At 73.4% G+C, this 17921-nt stretch carries 12 protein-coding genes; 8 read left to right on the forward strand and 4 right to left on the reverse strand.

Annotated elements, in window-relative coordinates; genetic code table 11:
- Positions 1-280: 280 nt before the first annotated feature.
- The 4 genes from cyc2 to IPT68_RS28575 all read left to right on the forward strand — a co-directional run bounded on the left by cyc2 (position 281) and on the right by IPT68_RS28575 (position 5794).
- The gene (cyc2, locus tag IPT68_RS28560; protein WP_189698724.1) at positions 281-2446 is read left to right on the forward strand and encodes a germacradienol/geosmin synthase Cyc2; all 2166 of its coding nucleotides are present in this window, start codon (positions 281-283) and stop codon (positions 2444-2446) included.
- Between the two features lie 182 nt (positions 2447-2628).
- Positions 2629-3225 (forward strand): PDZ domain-containing protein, encoded by a 597-nt coding sequence (locus tag IPT68_RS28565; protein ID WP_189698725.1) that lies wholly within the window; start codon positions 2629-2631, stop codon positions 3223-3225.
- A gap of 456 nt (positions 3226-3681) precedes the next feature.
- Positions 3682-4809, forward strand: a complete 1128-nt coding sequence (locus IPT68_RS28570; RefSeq protein ID WP_189698726.1) for an aminopeptidase P family protein — start codon at positions 3682-3684, stop codon at positions 4807-4809.
- Positions 4810-4855: 46 nt separating this feature from the next.
- Positions 4856-5794, forward strand: coding sequence for a phosphotransferase family protein (locus IPT68_RS28575; protein WP_189698727.1), 939 nt, complete (start codon positions 4856-4858; stop codon positions 5792-5794).
- A 228-nt stretch (positions 5795-6022) separates the two neighbouring features.
- On the opposite strand, the gene treZ is transcribed toward IPT68_RS28575, so the two are convergent.
- Positions 6023-7768, reverse strand: coding sequence for a malto-oligosyltrehalose trehalohydrolase (gene treZ / locus IPT68_RS28580; protein WP_189698728.1), 1746 nt, complete (start codon positions 7766-7768; stop codon positions 6023-6025).
- Positions 7769-7941: 173 nt separating this feature from the next.
- Here treZ and IPT68_RS28585 point away from each other — a divergent pair, with 173 nt between their 5' ends.
- The 3 genes from IPT68_RS28585 (at position 7942) to IPT68_RS28595 (ending at position 10437) form a co-directional block, all read left to right on the forward strand.
- Entirely contained in the window at positions 7942-8493 is a 552-nt protein-coding gene (locus IPT68_RS28585) for a DUF1707 and FHA domain-containing protein (RefSeq protein ID WP_189698729.1), read from the forward strand.
- A 121-nt stretch (positions 8494-8614) separates the two neighbouring features.
- A complete protein-coding gene (locus IPT68_RS28590; RefSeq protein WP_189698730.1) occupies positions 8615-10021 on the forward strand; it encodes a M14 family zinc carboxypeptidase in 1407 nt (468 codons plus the stop codon).
- Positions 10018-10437, forward strand: a complete 420-nt coding sequence (locus IPT68_RS28595) for an SSI family serine proteinase inhibitor (protein WP_189698731.1) — start codon at positions 10018-10020, stop codon at positions 10435-10437. The genes IPT68_RS28590 and IPT68_RS28595 overlap by 4 nt, the downstream gene beginning before the upstream one ends.
- A 123-nt stretch (positions 10438-10560) precedes the next feature.
- Here IPT68_RS28595 and IPT68_RS28600 read toward each other — a convergent pair whose 3' ends face one another.
- From IPT68_RS28600 to glgX, 3 genes are all read right to left on the reverse strand, one after another.
- On the reverse strand, positions 10561-11814 hold the full coding sequence (locus IPT68_RS28600; RefSeq protein ID WP_189698732.1) for a M14 family zinc carboxypeptidase: 1254 nt from the start codon (positions 11812-11814) through the stop codon (positions 10561-10563).
- Between the two features lie 270 nt (positions 11815-12084).
- Positions 12085-14436 carry a malto-oligosyltrehalose synthase gene (treY, locus tag IPT68_RS28605; RefSeq protein WP_189698733.1) on the reverse strand — a complete coding sequence of 784 codons (2352 nt, stop codon included), beginning with the start codon at positions 14434-14436 and terminating at the stop codon, positions 12085-12087.
- A 363-nt stretch (positions 14437-14799) separates the two neighbouring features.
- Positions 14800-16908, reverse strand: a complete 2109-nt coding sequence (gene glgX, locus IPT68_RS28610) for a glycogen debranching protein GlgX (protein ID WP_189698734.1) — start codon at positions 16906-16908, stop codon at positions 14800-14802.
- 182 nt (positions 16909-17090) lie between these two features.
- Between glgX and IPT68_RS28615 the strand changes: the two genes are divergently transcribed.
- Positions 17091-17915 (forward strand): Tat pathway signal sequence domain protein, encoded by an 825-nt coding sequence (locus tag IPT68_RS28615; RefSeq protein ID WP_189698735.1) that lies wholly within the window; start codon positions 17091-17093, stop codon positions 17913-17915.
- Positions 17916-17921: the final 6 nt, after the last annotated feature.

Here is a 17921-nt window from a genome sequence, read left to right on the forward strand (position 1 = left end):
CGGAGCGGCGCAGGCCCTCGGTGGGCGCGTGCGGCTCCGGCGGGAGAATGCCTTGGGGTCGTTCATCGGGACTCCGAAGCTCGGTGACGTGTGCAGTGCCGTGCTGGGCTGTTTCCGTGCTCTGTGGGATCGCTGCTTGGCGGTCGCCGTAGTCTGCGCGCGTAGAGATCAACGCCACAAGGTCCGGTGATAACTCCCGGATTCACCCCTGATTCACGCGATGGTGTGATCATGTCCTGGCCTGCGGATGCCCCAGACGGGCCGCGGGTAGGGCCCGGCCATGACGCAGCAGCCGTTCGAACTCCCCCACTTCTACATGCCGTATCCCGCGCGGCTGAACCCCCATGTCGACGAGGCGCGTGCCCATTCGACCGTGTGGGCACGCGAGATGGGCATGCTGGAGGGGTCCGGGATCTGGGAGCAGGCCGACCTCGACGCGCACGACTACGGCCTGCTCTGCGCCTACACCCACCCCGACTGCGACGCCGAAGCCCTCTCGCTCATCACCGACTGGTACGTGTGGGTCTTCTTCTTCGACGACCACTTCCTGGAAACCTTCAAGCGCAGCCAGGACCGCGCCGGCGGCAAGGCCTACCTGGACCGGCTGCCGCTGTTCATGCCACTCGACCTGTCGACGCCCGTGCCGGAACCGGAGAATCCGGTCGAGGCCGGCCTCGCCGACCTGTGGGCGCGCACGGTGCCCTCCATGTCGATGGACTGGCGCCGCCGGTTCGCCGTCGCGACCGAGCACCTGCTGAACGAGTCCCTGTGGGAGCTGTCCAACATCAACGAGGGGCGGATCGCCAACCCCGTCGAGTACATCGAGATGCGCCGCAAGGTGGGCGGCGCTCCCTGGTCCGCCGGTCTCGTGGAGTACGCGACCGCCGAGGTGCCCGCGTGCGTCGCCGGCAGCCGCCCGCTGAGGGTGCTGATGGAGACCTTCTCCGACGGCGTCCACCTGCGCAACGACCTGTTCTCCTACCAGCGGGAGGTCGAGGACGAGGGCGAGCTCAGCAACGGAGTGCTCGTCCTGGAGACCTTCTTCGGCTGCACCACCCAGGAGGCCGCCGAGGCCGTCAACGACATCCTCACCTCGCGCCTCCACCAGTTCGAGCACACCGCCTTCACCGAAGTGCCCGCGCTGGCCATGGAGAAGGGGCTCGCCCCGGACGAACTGGCCGCGATCGCCGCCTACACCAAGGGCCTTCAGGACTGGCAGTCCGGCGGTCACGAGTGGCACATGCGCTCCAGCCGCTACATGAACGAGAACGCCACGGCCACTGCCCCGTGGAGCGCCGCAGCCACCGGGCTCGGCACCTCCGGCACCGACGTCCGGTCGCTGCTCGCCTCCGCGGGCGCCGAGCGGATGCGGGCGTACACGCACGTGCCCCATCAGAAGGTCGGGCCGTCCCGCATCCCCGAGATCCACATGCCGTTCCAGGTGCGGCTGAACCCCGACCTGGAGGGCGCCCGTGCCCGCCTCGTGCCCTGGGTGCGGGGTGTCGGCATGCTCGGCGAGGGTGTCTGGGACGAGGACAAGCTCGCCGCCGCCGACCTCGCGTTGTGCTCGGCCGGCCTCGACCCGGACGGCACGCCGGAGGCCCTCGACCTCAGCGCGTGCTGGCTGGCCTGGGGCACGTACGGCGACGACTACTACCCGCTCGTCTTCGGGCACCGCCGCGACCTCGCCGCCGCCAAGGTGTCCACGGAACGCCTCTCGGCCTGCATGCCCATCGACGGCGAGGTGCCCCTCGTCCCGGCCAACGCCATGGAGCGGGGCCTCGTCGACCTGTGGCGGCGCACCACGGCGGGCATGAACGAGGACCACCGCCGCCGGCTGAAGGCGTCGATCGACGTGATGACGGAGAGCTGGGTGTGGGAGGTGGCGAACCAGCTCCAGAACCGCATCCCCGACCCCGTCGACTACCTGGAGATGCGTCGCGCCACCTTCGGCTCCGACCTGACCATCAGCCTCTGCCGGATGGGCCACGGCCCGAACATCCCGCCGGAGGTCTACCGCAGCGGACCCGTCCGCTCTCTGGAGAACGCCGCCATCGACTACGCGTGCCTCCTCAACGACGTGTTCTCCTACCAGAAGGAGATCGAGTACGAGGGAGAGATCCACAACTCCGTCCTCGTGGTGCAGCACTTCTTCGGTACCGGCTACCCGACCGCCCTGGCCGTCGTCAACGACCTGATGACCCAGCGCATGCAGCAGTTCGCGCACGTGGCGGCCACCGAACTGCCCGTTGTGTACGACGACTTCGGGCTGTCCGACGAGGATCGCGAGAGCATGGCCGGGTATGTGGCGGCGCTGCAGAACTGGATGGCGGGCATCCTCAACTGGCACCGCGAGGTAGCCCGTTACAAGGCGGACCACCTGGAGCGACGCGCCCACGGCTTCCTGCCGGACCGCGCGCCGTCGGTGCCGCTGCCGGTCGGCTGATCCCGCCGAGCCGTCCGGCCGTCTCCCCGGCGAGCTCTCGTGCGCCCTTCGCGGCGGCCTCCGCGCTCAGGCGTGGGAAGGCGCATGCACACGCTTTCCGACGCCTGAGCGCGCGTCGGTCTCACTCTTTCGTGACTCGTTGCGCGCCGGTGCGCCGGGTAGTGCACCAGCGGAGGCGAACCATGGAACAGACTGCGCTGCGTCCCAAGCCCATTCCCGGCCGGGAGCCCGACGGCACCGGCTCCGGGCCCGTCCGGCGCCCGCACGCCGCGCGGCGGCGCGGCCGACGGCTGACGACCCTGCTGGTCGGGCTGCTCGCCGGGACGGTGCTGGTGCTGTCCGGCGTCGGACTGGGCACGGTGGCCGCCACGGTGATCGGCACGAGCAAGCTCGCCGAACAACACAGGGAGCCCGGCCGGACCGGAACCGCGGCCCCCGTGTCGCCGGGGCACCCGTCCGCCGGACCCGGCCCGAGCTCCGCGGGGCCGCGGGCCACCGCACCGACCCCTTCGGCGGACATGGTCATGGGCGTCGAGGTCGTGGACGCCGAGAAGTCCGGTGCCCTGGTCGTCGGCGTGCACGTCCCCGGCCCCGGCTACACGGCGGGCCTCGTACGGGGCGACGTGCTGCTCACGTTCGACGGCGCCCCGATCGAGTCGGCGGCCGACCTCGTAAGAGCGGTCGACCGGGCGCGTCCGGGGGCGCGGGTGCTGGTGACGGTACGTCACGAGAGTGGCGGCTATCAGCAGCTCGCGGTGACCCCCGGCATCCTCGCGTGACCACCCGGAGTGACTGGTGAGCCACCGCTCGCCGTCCAGCACGCGGAAGGCCGGCCCGACCGGCGCCTCCCGGTCGGCGGCCCCTTTCGCGTTCGAAGGGCGGCCACAGTGTCCATGCCACGCCAGGACCGACGGTCGGCGGCCGTCCGGCGAACGTGGTGGCGGTGGCGGCGCGCGCGTGCCCGGTGATCGGCCCGTCGATCTCGGAAGTGGCGTCCCCTGGAGGGTGGCCGGCCGATCGACTGCGCGCAGTCGGCAGAAGTCGGGCGGCGTCACTCCCCGGGATGCTGGAATCGCACATCAGTACGGCGATGTCGTCCAGGACGCGGGGTCCGGTCGGCGTTCCGGGCGCCCGCCGCCGGCTTCCGCCCGGATTCCCCTCGACCGGCTCGCGTCGCCCCCTCCGGGCGGGCAGGATGCTGCCCGTGGTTCCCGTACCGGCTCAAGGAGACTCGGATGACCGGCAGTACGGCCGCGACCTTCACCACCGACGACTACCGGACCCGGATGGAGCGCGCCGCGCGGGCGGCCGCCGACGCGGGGCTGGCCGGGCTGCTGGTGGCGCCGGGCCCGGACCTGGTGTGGCTCACCGGCTACGCGCCCACCGCGGCCACCGAGCGGCTCACCCTGCTGGTGCTCGCCGCCGACCGGGACCCCGTCCTCGTCGTCCCCACCCTGGAGGCCCCCGACGCCGCCCACGCGGCGGGAGCCGCCGCCGTGACGCTGCGGGACTGGACCGACGGCAAGGACCCCTACGCCCTCACCGCGGGCCTGCTCGACGCCTCGGGGCGCTACGGCATCAGCGACAACGCCTGGGCGATGCACCTGCTGGGCCTGCAGAAGGCGCTGCCCGACACGTCGTACGCATCCCTGACCGAGGCACTGCCGATGCTGCGTGCCGTGAAGAACGCCGCGGAGCTGGACCTTCTCGCGGCCGCGGGAGCCGCCGCGGACGCGGCGTTCGAGGAGATCCGGAAGGTGCCCTTCGGCGGCCGCCGGGAGTCCGACGTCGCCCGGGACCTCGCCGACCTGTTGCGAAGGTTCGGGCACTCCCAGGTCGACTTCACGATCGTCGCCTCCGGCCCGAACGGGGCCAACCCGCACCACGAGGTCGGCGACCGCGTCGTCGAGCGCGGCGACATGGTCGTCCTCGACTTCGGCGGTCTCAAGGACGGCTACGGCTCCGACACCTCCCGCACGGTCCACGTGGGCGAACCCACCGACGAGGAACGCCGGGTGCACGACATCGTCCGCGAGGCCCAGGAGGCGGGCTTCCGGGCGGTCCGGCCGGGCGTGCCCTGCCAGGACGTCGACCGGGCCGCCCGCGCGGTCGTCGCCGACGCCGGGTACGGCGAGTACTTCATCCACCGCACCGGGCACGGCATCGGCGTCACCACGCACGAGCCGCCGTACATCATCGAGGGCGAGGAGCAGCCCCTGGTCCCCGGCATGTGCTTCTCCGTGGAGCCGGGGATCTATCTGCCGGGCCGGTTCGGCGTGCGCATCGAGGACATCGTGACCGTGACCGGGGACGGCGGCCGCCGCCTCAACGACACCACCCGGGAGATGCTGATAGTGGAGTGACCCGACCCAGGAGCCCCTGTACGCACCGAGCGACAACGGTCCCACCATGACCCAGGCACCCACACCCACCGAGGACACCGTCCGCCGACTGGTCCGTTCCCTGCTCAAGGAAGGCGCGGCCGGCCCCGAGGTGCGGCCGGTGGCCGCGGGCGGGCACACCACGTGGTGGGTCGGCACCCGGCATGTGCTGCGGCTCGCCCCCGACCGCGAGGCCGCCGCGCGCCAGCGCCGCGAACTGCGCCTGCGCGACCTGGTCCGCCCGCACGTCCCGGTCGCCGTGCCGACCAGCGTGGCGCACGGCGACTGGGCGCCCGGTCTCACCTACACCCTGGACACCATGGTGCCCGGCGGCTCGGCGCCCGAGCCCGACGTCTCCGCCCTCGGGGAGGCCGACCTGGCCGGACTCCTCACGGGGCTGCGCGCGGTGCCCGTACGGCAGGCCGAGGCGCTCGGTGTGCCGCGGGCCGCCCCGCGCTCCCCGGAGAAGCTGCGCGCCGCCGCCGGCCGCGCCGCCGAACGCCTTTCCGTGACCGACGAGTTCGACGCCACCCCGCTGCACCCGTTCACCCCGGCAGCGGCGGCCCAGCTCGCCGCCCAGCCCGGCGGAGCGGTCCTCGTCCACCACGGCCTGACCGGCGCGCACCTCGTGGTCAGCGCCGACGGCCGGGTCCGCGGCGTCCTCGGCTGGGACGACGCGGTCCTCGGCGACCCCGCCGAGGACATCGCCGCCCTGGCCCTCACCGTCGGCGCCCCCGCCGCCGTTCGCGCCGCCACGCTCGCCGGTTACGGCGCCCGGCCCTGCCTGCGCGGCCTGTGGCTGGCCCGCTGCGACAGCGTCATCCGCCTCGCCGCCCGCCTTGCCGGCCGGGGCGAGGCCCCCCTGCCCGACCTCAGGACGCAGCTGCGCCACGCGTGGGAGGCGATCCTCCTGGAACGCGTGACGGAGTTCCGCGGCGACGACACCGACACGGACGACGCGCTGTAGGGGTGGGTGGTGCCGATCGTGCCGTCCCGGCCCCAGGCACCCGCCCCGCAGGGCACCCGCACGAGGCGGCCCGGGACGACACCCGGCTCGTGCCGCCCAGGGCAGCCACCCTCACACGCGCCCCGCACACACGCGTGCCACCCGGGGCGGGACAGGCACCCACACACACGTGCCACCCGAGTAGCACCCCTGCACGCGGGTGCCACCGGAACACCCCCCCGTATCCCCTTACGGCTGTGCCACCACCACGCCGCACTCACCGGGAACCCGCAGCACCCCCTCCCCGTCCGGCGGTGCGACCGGTTCCCACGCGGCGAGGATCTGGGCCGGGCGGGTGCCCAGGGGGATCTCCGCGGGGGTCTCGGCGAGGTTAACGGCCACGCAGACGTCCCCGCGCCGGAAGGCGAGCCAGCGTGCCTCCTCGTCGTGGGCCACCTTGATGTCGGAGAGATCCGGGTCGGTGAGGTCCGGCTGCTCGCGGCGGAGGGCGATGAGCCGGCGGTACCAGGCCAGTACGCGCGCGTGGGGCTCGCGGTCGGGCTCGGCCCAGTCCAGGCAGGAGCGGTCCCGGGTGGCCGGGTCCTGCGGGTCCGGCACGTCCTCCTCGGCCCACCCGTGCGCCGCGAACTCCCGCCGCCTGCCCCGCCGTACCGCCTCCGCGAGCTCGGGATCGGTGTGGTCGGTGAAGAACTGCCAGGGCGTGCCTGCCGCCCACTCCTCGCCCATGAACAGCATGGGTGTGAACGGCCCCGTGAGCACCAGGGTGGCCGCGCAGGCCAGCAGACCGGGGGAGAGGCCGGCGGAAAGGCGGTCCCCCTGCGCGCGGTTGCCGACCTGGTCGTGGGTCTGGCTGTAGCCGAGGAGCCGGTGCGCGGAGACCCGCGCACGGTCCAGCGGCCGCCCGTGACGCCGGCCCCGGAAGCTGGAATAGGTGCCGTCGTGGAAGAAACCGCCCGTGAGCGTCTTGGCGAGCGCGCCGGCGGGGGCGCGCGCGAAGTCCGCGTAGTACCCCTGTGACTCGCCCGTCAGCGCCGTGTGCAGGGCGTGATGGAAGTCGTCGTTCCACTGCGCGTGCAGCCCCAGCCCGCCCTCCCCGCGGGGGGTGATGAGCCGTGGGTCGTTCCGGTCGGACTCGGCGATGAGAAACAGCGGGCGGCCCGACTCCGCGGCGAGGGCGTCCACCGCGGCCGACAGCTCCTCCAGGAAGTCCACCGCGCGCGTGTCCGCCAGCGCGTGCACGGCGTCCAGGCGCAGCCCGTCGAGCCGGTAGTCGCGCAGCCAGGCCAGCGCGCTGCCGATCAGGAACGCCCGCACCTCGTCCGAGCCGGGCGCGTCCAGGTTGACGGCCGCTCCCCACGGGGTGTGGTGCTGGTCGGTGAAGTAGGGGCCGAACTCGGGCAGGTAGTTGCCGGACGGGCCGAGGTGGTTGTGCACGACGTCCAGGACCACGCCGAGACCGAGTCCGTGGGCCCGGTCGACGAAGCGTTTCAGCGCGGCGGGCCCGCCGTACGGCTCGTGCACCGCCCACAGGGAGACGCCCTCGTAACCCCAGCCGTGTTGCCCGGGAAAGGGGCACAGGGGCATCAACTCGACGTGGGTGACACCGAGGTCGGCGAGATGCCCGAGCCGCTCCGCCGCCGCGTCCAGCGTGCCCTCGCGCGTGTAGGTGCCCACGTGCAGCTCGTACAGGACCGCGCCCTGGAGCGGGCGTCCGGACCACTGCTCGCGCCAGGTGTGGAGCCCTTGGTCGACGACCGCGCTCTGCCCGTCCGGGCCGTCCGGCTGCCGCCGCGAGCGCGGATCGGGCCGCACCGGGCCGTCGTCCACCGCGAAGCCGTAACGCGTGCCGTCGCGCGCCTCTTCCTCGACGATCCACCACCCCGCCCGCTCCGAATCGTGCTCCATCGCGCGCGTGGCTCCGTCGCAATGGAGCGTCACACGGCCGGCCTGCGGTGCCCACACCTCGAACTGCACGGACGGTTCCCCTTCGTCTGCTCACCGTGATGTAGCCAGATCATCGTGCTCCACACGAGATCAATCTGCTGGTGCATACCCCCTTTTGCGGCGGGTGTCGTCCGGTACGCGCGCGTGGTGGCCGTTTCCCCGATTTCTGGACACCCGCGGTTCACTGCCCGACAATCACCCGTGTGACGTCGTCCTTCGAGTTCCCGACCTACCGCGCGCGGCTGTCCGACGCGGAGCGCGACAAGGCGCTGCAGGTGCTGCGTGACGGCGTCGCCATGGGTCGTCTGTCGCACGACACGTTCATCCGGCGCATGGAACTGGCGCTCGCCGCCCGCCGGTCCGACGAACTGGCCGTCCTCACCGCGGACCTGCCCTCCGAAGGCCGGGTCGCGCGCCTGGTGTTCGGCACGGTGGAGGCGGTGTCGGGTTTCACCGAGCGGCTGCGCAGGGCCTGGCGGGCCGAACGGCTGCCCAAGCTGCTGCTGCCCCACCCCGCGGCCGGGCGTCCCCTGCGCATAGGCCGTGACCCCGCCAGCGGGCTCCGGCTCAACCACGAGACGGTCTCCCGGGTGCACGCCGAACTCACCCGCCAGGGCGGGACGTGGGTCCTGCGGGACCTCGGCTCGACCAATGGCACGACCGTGAACGGACGGCGTGTCATCGGCGCGACCGCGGTCAGCGAAGGCGACCAGGTCGGCTTCGGGCAGGTGGTCTTCCGGCTCGCCGCCCACTGAGCCGCAACCCGCCCCCGCCCGGCCCGCCGATGCCGTGGAGCACCGCGCGACCCCCAGCACGGGACCCGCAAGTCACCCTCTTCTCGGCGGTGTTGACGTACACCTGAAGTCGTGACTGACTGTGCGTACACCACCCACATCAGGTGAACCGACGGCACCACGGAGGTGTGCCCTGCCGCCACTCCTCCGCTATCCGACCGTCGACGAGCTGGGCGCGCGAGCGACCGCCCTCGTCGCCCGCCACCCCCGTTCCGCGCGGCTGCGCCGCATCGGCGCCTCGCGCGCGGGCACGCCCCTGTGGCTGCTGTCCGTCGGCCACGGCAGCCGCCACGTCCTGGTCGTCGCCGGACCGCACGCCAACGAGCCCGTCGGCGGTGCCACCGTGCTGCTGCTGGCCGAGCGGGCCCTGTCCGACCCGCGCCTGACCGAGGGCGCCGACACGACCTGGAACCTGCTGCTGTGCCTCGATCCCGACGGCCTGCGGCACAACGAGGGCTGGCTGACGGGGCCGTACAGCCTCGACCGGTACTTCCGCAGGTTCTTCCGCCCCGGCTTCCTGGAACAGCCCGAGTGGCTGCCCGACGGCTCGGGCGCCGCCGTACTGCCGGAAACGCGTGCCCTGCTCGCCGTCCAGGACGAACTGAAACCTTTCTTCCAGTGCTCCCTGCACGGCGTCGACGTCGGCGGCGGCTTCGTCGAACTCACGCGCGACCTGCCCGGGCTCGCGCAGACCGTGGCGCAGACGTCGGCCCGCCTCGGCATCCCGCGCGAACTCGGGGCGTACGACGCCCTGTACTGGCCGACCCTGGGACCCGCCGTCTACGGGATACCGCCGCCGCGCCGGGGGGACCTGGTGGCGGCCATCACCGAGGCGGCCGTCGAGTCGACCTGGTACCACCCGCACCGGCACGGCACGGTGACGGCCGTCGTGGAGGCGCCCATGTGGGCCGTGGACGCCGTGGGCGACGGCTCCGCGCCCGCCGACGCGGACACCGAGCTGCGCGCCCTCAGTCGCGCCTTGCGCCGGGACACGCGGCTGCTGCGGGGCATCCTCGCGCGCGTGCGCCCGCATGCCGCCGCCGTCCCGGACGCGGCCCGCCTGCTCGCCCCGGTCGACGACTACCTGCTCGTCAGCCCCGGGCTCGCCGACGCCTGGGACCCGGACCTCGTCGACCACCGACCGCGACGCCCGCTGCCGGCGCTGACCACCGCCCGGCTGACCGCCCTGCGCATCGCCGGGCGCCGGCTGGCCCTGCGCACGGCGGGGCTGCTGCACCAGCTGGTCACCCGCGCGGGGCGTGATCCGGCCGGTGTGCTGCCCGAGCTGGACGGGCTGGTCGACCAGTGGTGCGCCGAGTACCGGGACCTCTGCGGGGCCCGCTGGGTCCCTGTCGCGCGCCAGGCCGAGTACCAGGCCCAACTGGTCTTCGCCGCCTGCGAACTGGCCCGGCGGCGGGCGACCGGGACCTCCCGTTCGGGTGAGTCGGGCTGGGGCTGCGAGTCGGTCGTGCCGATGCACCGGGAATGACGTACACCCTCACGACGAAAGCAGTGCGCGGCGGTCTGCTGGCGACGGCCGCCCTCCTGGCCGTCGGCGCCGCACCGGCGCGGGCGTCGGTCCAGGAGTCCCGCGCGGGCGACTGGCTCTACCTCACGGTCAGCCGGGGCGACGCCCAGTCCGGCGACACGCGGGGCACCGTGCTGATGTGCGACCCGCCGCAGGGGCACCGGCGGGCCGCCGAGGCCTGCGCCCAGCTCGACGCGGTGGGCGGCGACATCACGCGCATGCCGATGGCGCACGCCTCCTGTCTGATGATCCACGCGCCGGTGACCGTCGACGCGGTCGGGGAGTGGCGCGGACAGCCGGTCGACTACCGGCGGACGTTTCCGAACGACTGCGAGATGCGGGTGCGTACAGGGGCGGTGTTCGCGTTGGACGGCTGACGGCTGACGGCCGGTGGCCGGTGGCCGGTGGCCGGCGGGTGCCGGGCGGCAGTTGACGGGTGGCGGCTGTCGGCCGGTGGTTCGTGTGCGTTCGCCGGGGCCCCGCGCGCGTCGCTCCGAGGTTCACGCGGCCCGGTCGCGTGCGTGGAGGGCCGCCGCGACGACGGTGCGGGCCTGGTGCTCGACCTGGTGCTCGAGCGGCACCCACCGGGCCCGGAAGCGGTCGGCGAAGGCCTCGCTCCAGGTCGCCACGAGCCGTTCCAGGCGCGGGGCCGCACGGTCGTCGGTCTCCTGGAGGACCCGCAACAGCATCGCCGCCGCCCGCAGAGGCAGGCGGCGGGCGAAGGCGTCGACGCTCCCGATGTACGCCATCGTGTGCCCGGCGGGCGGCGTGCACGTCCAGTCGGCGGCCAGCCCCGGCACCAGTTCCAGCGCCCATCTGGTGGCGCGCAGGAGGGGTCCGTCCGCGCCCTCCAGGCGTGGTGACGCATCGGACAGCACCCGTTCCACCGTGAGCGTGTCCCTCAGCAGCCGGCCCGCCAGGCGTCGCATCGCCGCGGCCGGCGCCGGATGCGGAGCCGGGTCGTCCACCAGGTCGCTCGCCCACATCGGCACCTCCACGACCGCCGTCAGGCCGCCGTACCGGTGCACGTGGTACCAGGTGCTGTGCCGGGCGTCGTCGGCGGGCAGGCTCGGGTACGCAGGCCCCGCTCCGGCGGCCGGCATCACGTGCACCCCGGGGCCGGTCGCGGGCCAGCCCGCGGCGTCCGACGAACCCGTCTCGACGGGTATGTGCAGCTCGGCCGCGGACTTGGCGAACGGCTCCGCCAGGCCGGGTATGTCCCCCGTCAGCTGCACCCAGCTGCCGCCCAGGTCAGTGCCGTGCAAGGTCACCTGGAGGTAGGGGCGCAGCTCGTCGATGACGCCGGTCAGGGCCCGTGTCTCGGGCGGCAGCCGGTCCGGCGGCAGCACGGCCGGCGACCACTCCGGCTGCTCCGGGCCCGCGGGCCGGAAGAACCCCAGGTGGTAGTCGAACAGGCTGCGCGGAGCCGGCGTGACGTGCAGGCTCGCGCCGTCCGGGTCCGCACACAGCAGGAAGTGCCACGACGTGCCGGACCGCAACTGCGGTTGCCGCAGGACTCGTGCGGCGACGGCGAGCAGCGTCGAGCCCCCGGTCGGCTCGTTCGCGTGCGCGCCCGCGACGACCAGGACGGCCCGTCGGGCGCGCCCCACGGACAGCAGGTGCAGCGGCCGGCCCGCGCGGGAGACACCGATCTGCCGCAGGACGCACACGCCGGGATGCCGGACGGCCAGCGCCCGGGCGGACGCCACGATTTCGGTCACGGTGGGGTAGCGCGGCTCCGGCAGGAGACTCACCCCCGACGTGTCTTGTCCACCCGGCTCGCACCCGCAGTACCGCACGCTCCCGATGCAGTGTCAAGGAGAAGGCGAGGGAGCCTGCGGGGGCGCCCGGATGCACGCACGGCCGGGCGGACGTGCGTGCACGCCAGGGCACGGCCCGAGCGCCCCTGCCCCCTGCCCCTGCCTCCGGGGCTCCGCCGCTCCCCGGCCGCCCTCGCCGGCGGGGCCGCCACCCGCGCCGACCCGACGGCCCCGCACGCGACCGCCCGTGACGCCGACCGCCTCTCAGCCGACCCGCTCCAGCAGCACCACGGGCAGCGGCTCGAACAGCTCCTCCACGCGCGCGTGCCCGTCGAACTCCCTTCCCGGTGCGAGCACGTCCACCCAGCGCCCCGGTGGCAGCGCCAGCGTCGTGTCCCGCCAGCCGCCCGCCTCCGCCAGTCGCAGCGACAGCCGGGTGACGGCGGTGACGACCTCGCCGGAGCGCGCGTAGGCAAGGCAGTGCCCGGCCGCCGGGCCCTCGGCCGGCAACGGCGTGTACGTCGCCGCATCCCCGAACACCTCGGGCCGCCGCGCCCGCAACCGCAGCGCCGCCGCGGTCACCGCCCCCTTGGCGCCGGGGTCCTCGGTGGGCGGGAACGTCACCGGCCTGCGGTTGTCCGGATCGACCAGCGCCCGGTACTCGCCCTCCGTGCCCTGGTACAGGTCCGGCACCCCCGGCATGGTCAGATGGACCAGGGCCGTGCCGAGCACGTTGGCCCGGATGTGGGGCTCCAGCTCGGCGCGCAGCGCGGCCACGGGCTCCGCCGGGGGACCGCACGGGCCCGCGCCGACGAACGCGGTCACCGCGTCCTCGTACGGCGGCTCCTGCTCCGTCCAGCTGGTGTACAGCCCGGCCTCGCGCACATGCTTCAGCAGCGCCTCCCGCACCCGGTCCGCGTCGGCCGCGCCGAGGCCGAACACCGTCTGCCAGGCGGCCCACGCCAGCTGCGCGTCGGGCACGCCCTCGCCCGTGCGGGTCACCTCGGTCAGCACGTCCGCCCAGCGCTGCGGGCACTCGGTGAGCACGGCCAGCGCGGCGCGCACGTCCGCGCTGCGCTTGGTGTCGTGCGTGGACACCACGGTCCCCGTGAGCGGCCAGTCGCGCTGCACGCGCGCGCAGTACGCGTGGAAAACCTCCGGAGCCAGGGCGGGGACGGCCGGGTTCCCGCCCACCTCGGTCGCCGACAGCAGCGGCACGTAGCGGTAGAACGCCGTGTCCTCCACGGACTTCGCCCGCAGCGCCGACGCGGTCTGCGCGAAGCGCGCCCGGAACGCCACGTGGTCCGGCGCGTCGCCGTGACGTCCCAGCACCAGCCCGCGCACGACGTCGACCGCGCCGGCCTCCTCGGGCACGACGAAGGCCGCCCGGGCCTCCGCCGCGGACTCCTCCGTCACGATCACCGACGCGTCCCCGGAGGCGTACGGCCGGTAGACCTCCAGCCGCACCAGCAGCTCCCTCAGCGCCGTGTGCAGCGCCCACGGCGCGCGGTCGCGCAGCGCCGGGTCAGGCGAGGCGGCGCACAGCCGGCTCGCCGACCGGGTCAGCCGGTCGACCTCGGCGGCCAGCTCGTGCTCCAGCACGCGGTACGCCGCCCGCCGCGCCGTGGCCTCCCAGTGCCCGCCCCGGTCCGTCTGCGGCGCCGCGAACCTCCGGTACTGCCCGAGCAGTTCCCCGGCGCCCGCGGGGTCGGTGAACACGCCGTCGACGTGCCGCAGGGCGTCGTAGCCCGTGGTGCCCGCGACCGGCCACGAGGCCGGCAGACGCTCCCCGTCGGACAGGATCTTCTCCACGACCGTCCAGCGGCCGCCGGCCGCCTGGTGCAGCTGCCTGAGGTAGGTGTCGGGGTCGGCGAGTCCGTCGGGGTGGTCGACGCGCAGACCGTCGATCACCCCGTCGTGCAGGAGCTGCAGGATCTTGGCGTGCGTGGCCTCGAACACCTCGGGGTCCTCCACGCGCACCCCGATGAGCTCCGAGATGCTGAAGAAGCGCCGGTAGTTGAGCTCGGTGCGGGCCAGCCGCCACCACACCGGGCGGTACCACTGCGCGTCGAGGAGCTGCGGCAGGGGCAGCTGCTCGGTGCCCTCGCGCAGCGGGAACGCGTGCTCGTGGTACCTCAGGACGTCGCCGTCGACCTTCAGGTGCTCCAGCTCGGCGCCGAGCGGGCGCCCGAGCACCGGCAGCAGCAGCTGGCCGCCCTGTGCCTCCCAGTCGATGTCGAACCAGCGCGCGTACGGCGACTTCGGGCCCTCCCGCAGCACCTCCCACAGGGCGCGGTTGTGGCGCGGCACCATCGCCATGTGGTTCGGCACGATGTCCAGAACCAGTCCCAGACCGTGCTCCCGCGTGGTGTCCGCGAGCGCCCGCAGCCCCTCCTCGCCGCCCAGCTCGGCCCGCACGCGCGCGTGGTCGACGACGTCGTAGCCGTGCCGCGAGCCCGGCACGGCCTCCAGGACGGGGGACAGGTGCAGATGCGAAACGCCGAGCGAGGCCAGATACGGCACGGCCGCCGCCGCGGCGCCGAACGGGAACTCGGGCTGCAGTTGCAGCCGGTACGTGGCCGTGGGCACCACCGGGTCAGGACGCTCAGGTGTCATGGAGAGCTACGTACCCGCCCCGCCGCGTTTCGTGTCATCGTCCCCCCGCGCGGGCCCCCGCACACGTGGCCGGTTTCGAGCGACGGGAAGCACCGGGGGCGTGGAACGCCGGGGAACGACCCCGAGGCGACGGCCCTGACCTCGGGCCGCGCCCCGGTGCTGACCCGTCCGGAGTACACGCCCGCTCGACGGCGCGCCCGGCGACGTACACCGGGCGCGCCCGAACACCTCCCACGCGCGCCCCGAGAAGACCTCCTCCGCGCGCCCCAAGGAGACCTCGTACGCGCGCGCCGAGAACGCCTTCCACGCGCGCGTGCCCCGAAACACCCCTCACGCGCGCGTGCCCGAGAGCGCCACCCGCGTCTAGGCGGGCCGCTGCAACACCGTCAGGCTCCGGTCCTCCAGCGTCAGCCGGTCACCGGCCGCCACCTTCGCGCCCGTGCCCGGTGACACGCCCTCGGGCCGGGCGGTGTCGACGACGACCTGCCACTGCCGTCCGTGGTTGACCGGCAGCACGAAGTCCAGCGCCTTGGGGGAGGCGTTGAACATCAGCAGGAACGAGTCGTCAGTGATCCGTTCCCCGCGCGGCCCCGGCTCGGAGATCGCGTTGCCGTTGAGGAACACCGTCAGCGCCGACGCCTGCGTCGACTCCCAGTCCCGTTGGGTCATCTCCCTGCCCTCGGGGGTGAACCAGGCGATGTCGGACAGCTCGTCGTGCGTGCCCTCCACCGGCCGGCCGTGGAAGAAGCGTCGCCTGCGCAGCACCGGGTGGTCCTTGCGCAGCCACACCATCGCGCGGGTGAAGTCCAGCAGGTCGCTGCCGTCCGGCGGCCACTGGACCCAGGACAGCTCACTGTCCTGGCAGTAGGCGTTGTTGTTGCCGTGCTGGGTGCGGGCGAACTCGTCGCCGTGACTGATCATCGGCACGCCCTGGGACAGCATCAGCGTGGCGATGAAGTTGCGCATCTGCCGGGCCCGCCGCCGGAGCACGTCCGGATCGTCGGTCTCGCCCTCCGCGCCACAGTTCCAGGACCGGTTGTGGCTCTCGCCGTCGCGGTTGTCCTCCCCGTTCGCCTCGTTGTGCTTGTGGTTGTACGCCACCAGGTCGTGCAGCGTGAAGCCGTCGTGGCAGGTCACGAAGTTGATGGAGGCGAGCGGCCGGCGCCCGTCGTCCTGGTACAGGTCGGACGAGCCGGTCAGCCGGGAGGCGAACTCCGCCAGCGTGCGCGGCTCGCCCCGCCACAGGTCCCGTACCGTGTCCCGGTACTTGCCGTTCCACTCCGTCCACAGCGGCGGGAAGTTGCCCACCTGATAGCCGCCCTCGCCCACGTCCCAGGGTTCGGCGATCAGCTTCACCTGGGACACCACCGGGTCCTGCTGCACCAGGTCGAAGAACGACGACAGCCGGTCCACCTCGTGGAACTGCCGGGCCAGTGTGGCGGCGAGGTCGAAACGGAACCCGTCGACGTGCATCTCGGTGACCCAGTACCGCAGCGAGTCCATGATCAGCTGCAGCACGTGCGGGGACCGCATGAGCAGGGAGTTCCCGGTGCCGGTGGTGTCCATGTAGTACCGGGGGTCGTCCGCCAGGCGGTAGTACGACGGGTTGTCCAGGCCCCGGAAGGACAGCGTCGGCCCCAGGTGGTTGCCCTCGGCGGTGTGGTTGTAGACGACGTCCAGGATCACCTCGATCCCGGCCTCGTGCAGCGCCCGCACCGCCGACTTGAACTCCAGGACCTGCTGCCCGCGGTCGCCCCAGGAGGCGTACGTGTTGTGCGGGGCGAAGAAGCCGATGGTGTTGTAGCCCCAGTAGTTGTTCAGGCCCATGTCCACCAGACGGTGGTCGTTGACGAACTGGTGTACGGGCATCAGCTCCAGGGCGGTGACGCCGAGCCCGGTGAGATGCTCGATGACCGCCGGATGGGCGAGCGCCGCGTAGGTGCCGCGCAGTTCCTCCGGCAGCCCCGGATGGCGCATGGTCAGGCCCTTCACATGGGCCTCGTAGATCACCGTGTCGTGGTACTCCGTGCGGGGCGGCCGGTCGTCGCCCCAGTCGAAGTACGGGTTCACCACGACGGAGGTCATGGTGTGCGGTGCGGAGTCCAGGTCGTTGCGCTTGTCCGGTGAGCCGAACGGGTAGCCGTACACCTCCTCGCCCCACGCGATCGAACCGCTGATCGCGCGCGCGTACGGGTCAAGCAGCAGCTTCGCCGAGTTGCAGCGCAGCCCCCGCTCCGGGGCGTACGGGCCGTGCACGCGGTAGCCGTACCGCTGCCCGGGCATGACGCCCGGCAGGTACGCGTGCCGGACGAACGCGTCGCTCTCCCGCAGTTCCACTGCCGTCTCCGAGCCGTCGTCGTGCAGCAGACACAGCTCTACTCGGTCCGCGGCCTCCGTGAAGACCGCGAAGTTGGTGCCGGCGCCGTCGTACGTGGCGCCGAGCGGATATGCCTCTCCAGGCCAGACCTGCATGGATACGACTCTTCCAGGTGTCTCGTGCCGGTGGGGTCGCCTTGACCCCGAGTCTCCCCGAAAGTGAGGGAACCACCTAGGACTTACCCCCCTCTTACCGGTCGACCAGTGCATACGAGGTATGCCGAACCAGTGGGGCAGACACGTACTCCCTCGAAGATCAGGGGGAGTAGGGGGAGATTGTGCGCACTACAGTGCACCGCCATCTGGGCAAGGTGGTGGCCGGTGCCGCCATCGCGGTCGCCGGGACGGCGGTGATGGTGGGAATCACCCTGCCCGGCACGGCAGGGGCGGAGGGCACGGCCGGGGGAACGGCCGGTGGGCGCGGCGGAGCCCAGCAGGCGGCCCGGAGCCCGGGAGACGGCCGGGCAGCCGTGCCGCCGGGCGTCGTGGCGGCGGCCCCGGCCGAGGGCGAGAAGGGCACGGGCCGCGACCCGCTCACCGAGGACGAGACGGAGCGCGTCGAGCGGATCGCCCTCAACCGGCAGCTGCGCGCCTCCGGCGAGGACGTCGACGGCGACCGCGGGCCGCAGGGCCTCGGCGTCGAGCTCGCCGAACCGGAGGCCGACGAGCTGGGGGACCCGAAGGCGCCCCGGCGTGCCGACGTCGCGTTCTACGACTACCGGGACGACACCCTCGTCACCCGGACCGTCAACCTCGACACCGGGGAGGTCGAGCGGACCGCCCGGCAGCAGGGCGTCCAGCCGCCGCTCAGCCGCGACGAGGCCACCCAGGCGGCCCGGCTGCTGATCGCCGACCCGCTGGGCGCGGGCCTGAAGGCGGACTACCGGGACGCCACCGGCAAGGAGCTCACCTCGCCGGACCAGCTGCTCCTCAACAGCATGGTGTACCGGGCCGCCCCGGGCGCCCAGCCCGCCGTGCTCGACCGGTGCGGCGAGCACCGCTGCGTGCGGTTGTTCCCGAAGGTGAAGAACGGGCCGTGGATCGACGCGCGGTCCCTGGTGGTCGACCTGAGCGCCCGCAAGGTGGGCGCGCTCGCCGACTGAGCCGCC

Origin of the sequence: Streptomyces chromofuscus (genome assembly GCF_015160875.1) — a bacterium.
GTDB classification, from domain to species: Bacteria; Actinomycetota; Actinomycetes; order Streptomycetales; family Streptomycetaceae; genus Streptomyces; species Streptomyces chromofuscus.

Excerpts from the sequence above, each read along its gene's own strand:
- cyc2 (WP_189698724.1), top strand. The coding sequence starts at position 281 with ATGACGCAGCAGCCGTTCGAACTCCCCCACTTCTACATGCCGTATCCC.
- IPT68_RS28565 (WP_189698725.1), top strand. The coding sequence starts at position 2,629 with ATGGAACAGACTGCGCTGCGTCCCAAGCCCATTCCCGGCCGGGAGCCC.
- IPT68_RS28570 (WP_189698726.1), top strand. The coding sequence starts at position 3,682 with ATGACCGGCAGTACGGCCGCGACCTTCACCACCGACGACTACCGGACC.
- IPT68_RS28575 (WP_189698727.1), top strand. The coding sequence starts at position 4,856 with ATGACCCAGGCACCCACACCCACCGAGGACACCGTCCGCCGACTGGTC.
- IPT68_RS28595 (WP_189698731.1), top strand. The coding sequence starts at position 10,018 with ATGACGTACACCCTCACGACGAAAGCAGTGCGCGGCGGTCTGCTGGCG.
- treY (WP_189698733.1), bottom strand. The coding sequence starts at position 14,436 with ATGACACCTGAGCGTCCTGACCCGGTGGTGCCCACGGCCACGTACCGG.
- glgX (WP_189698734.1), bottom strand. The coding sequence starts at position 16,908 with ATGCAGGTCTGGCCTGGAGAGGCATATCCGCTCGGCGCCACGTACGAC.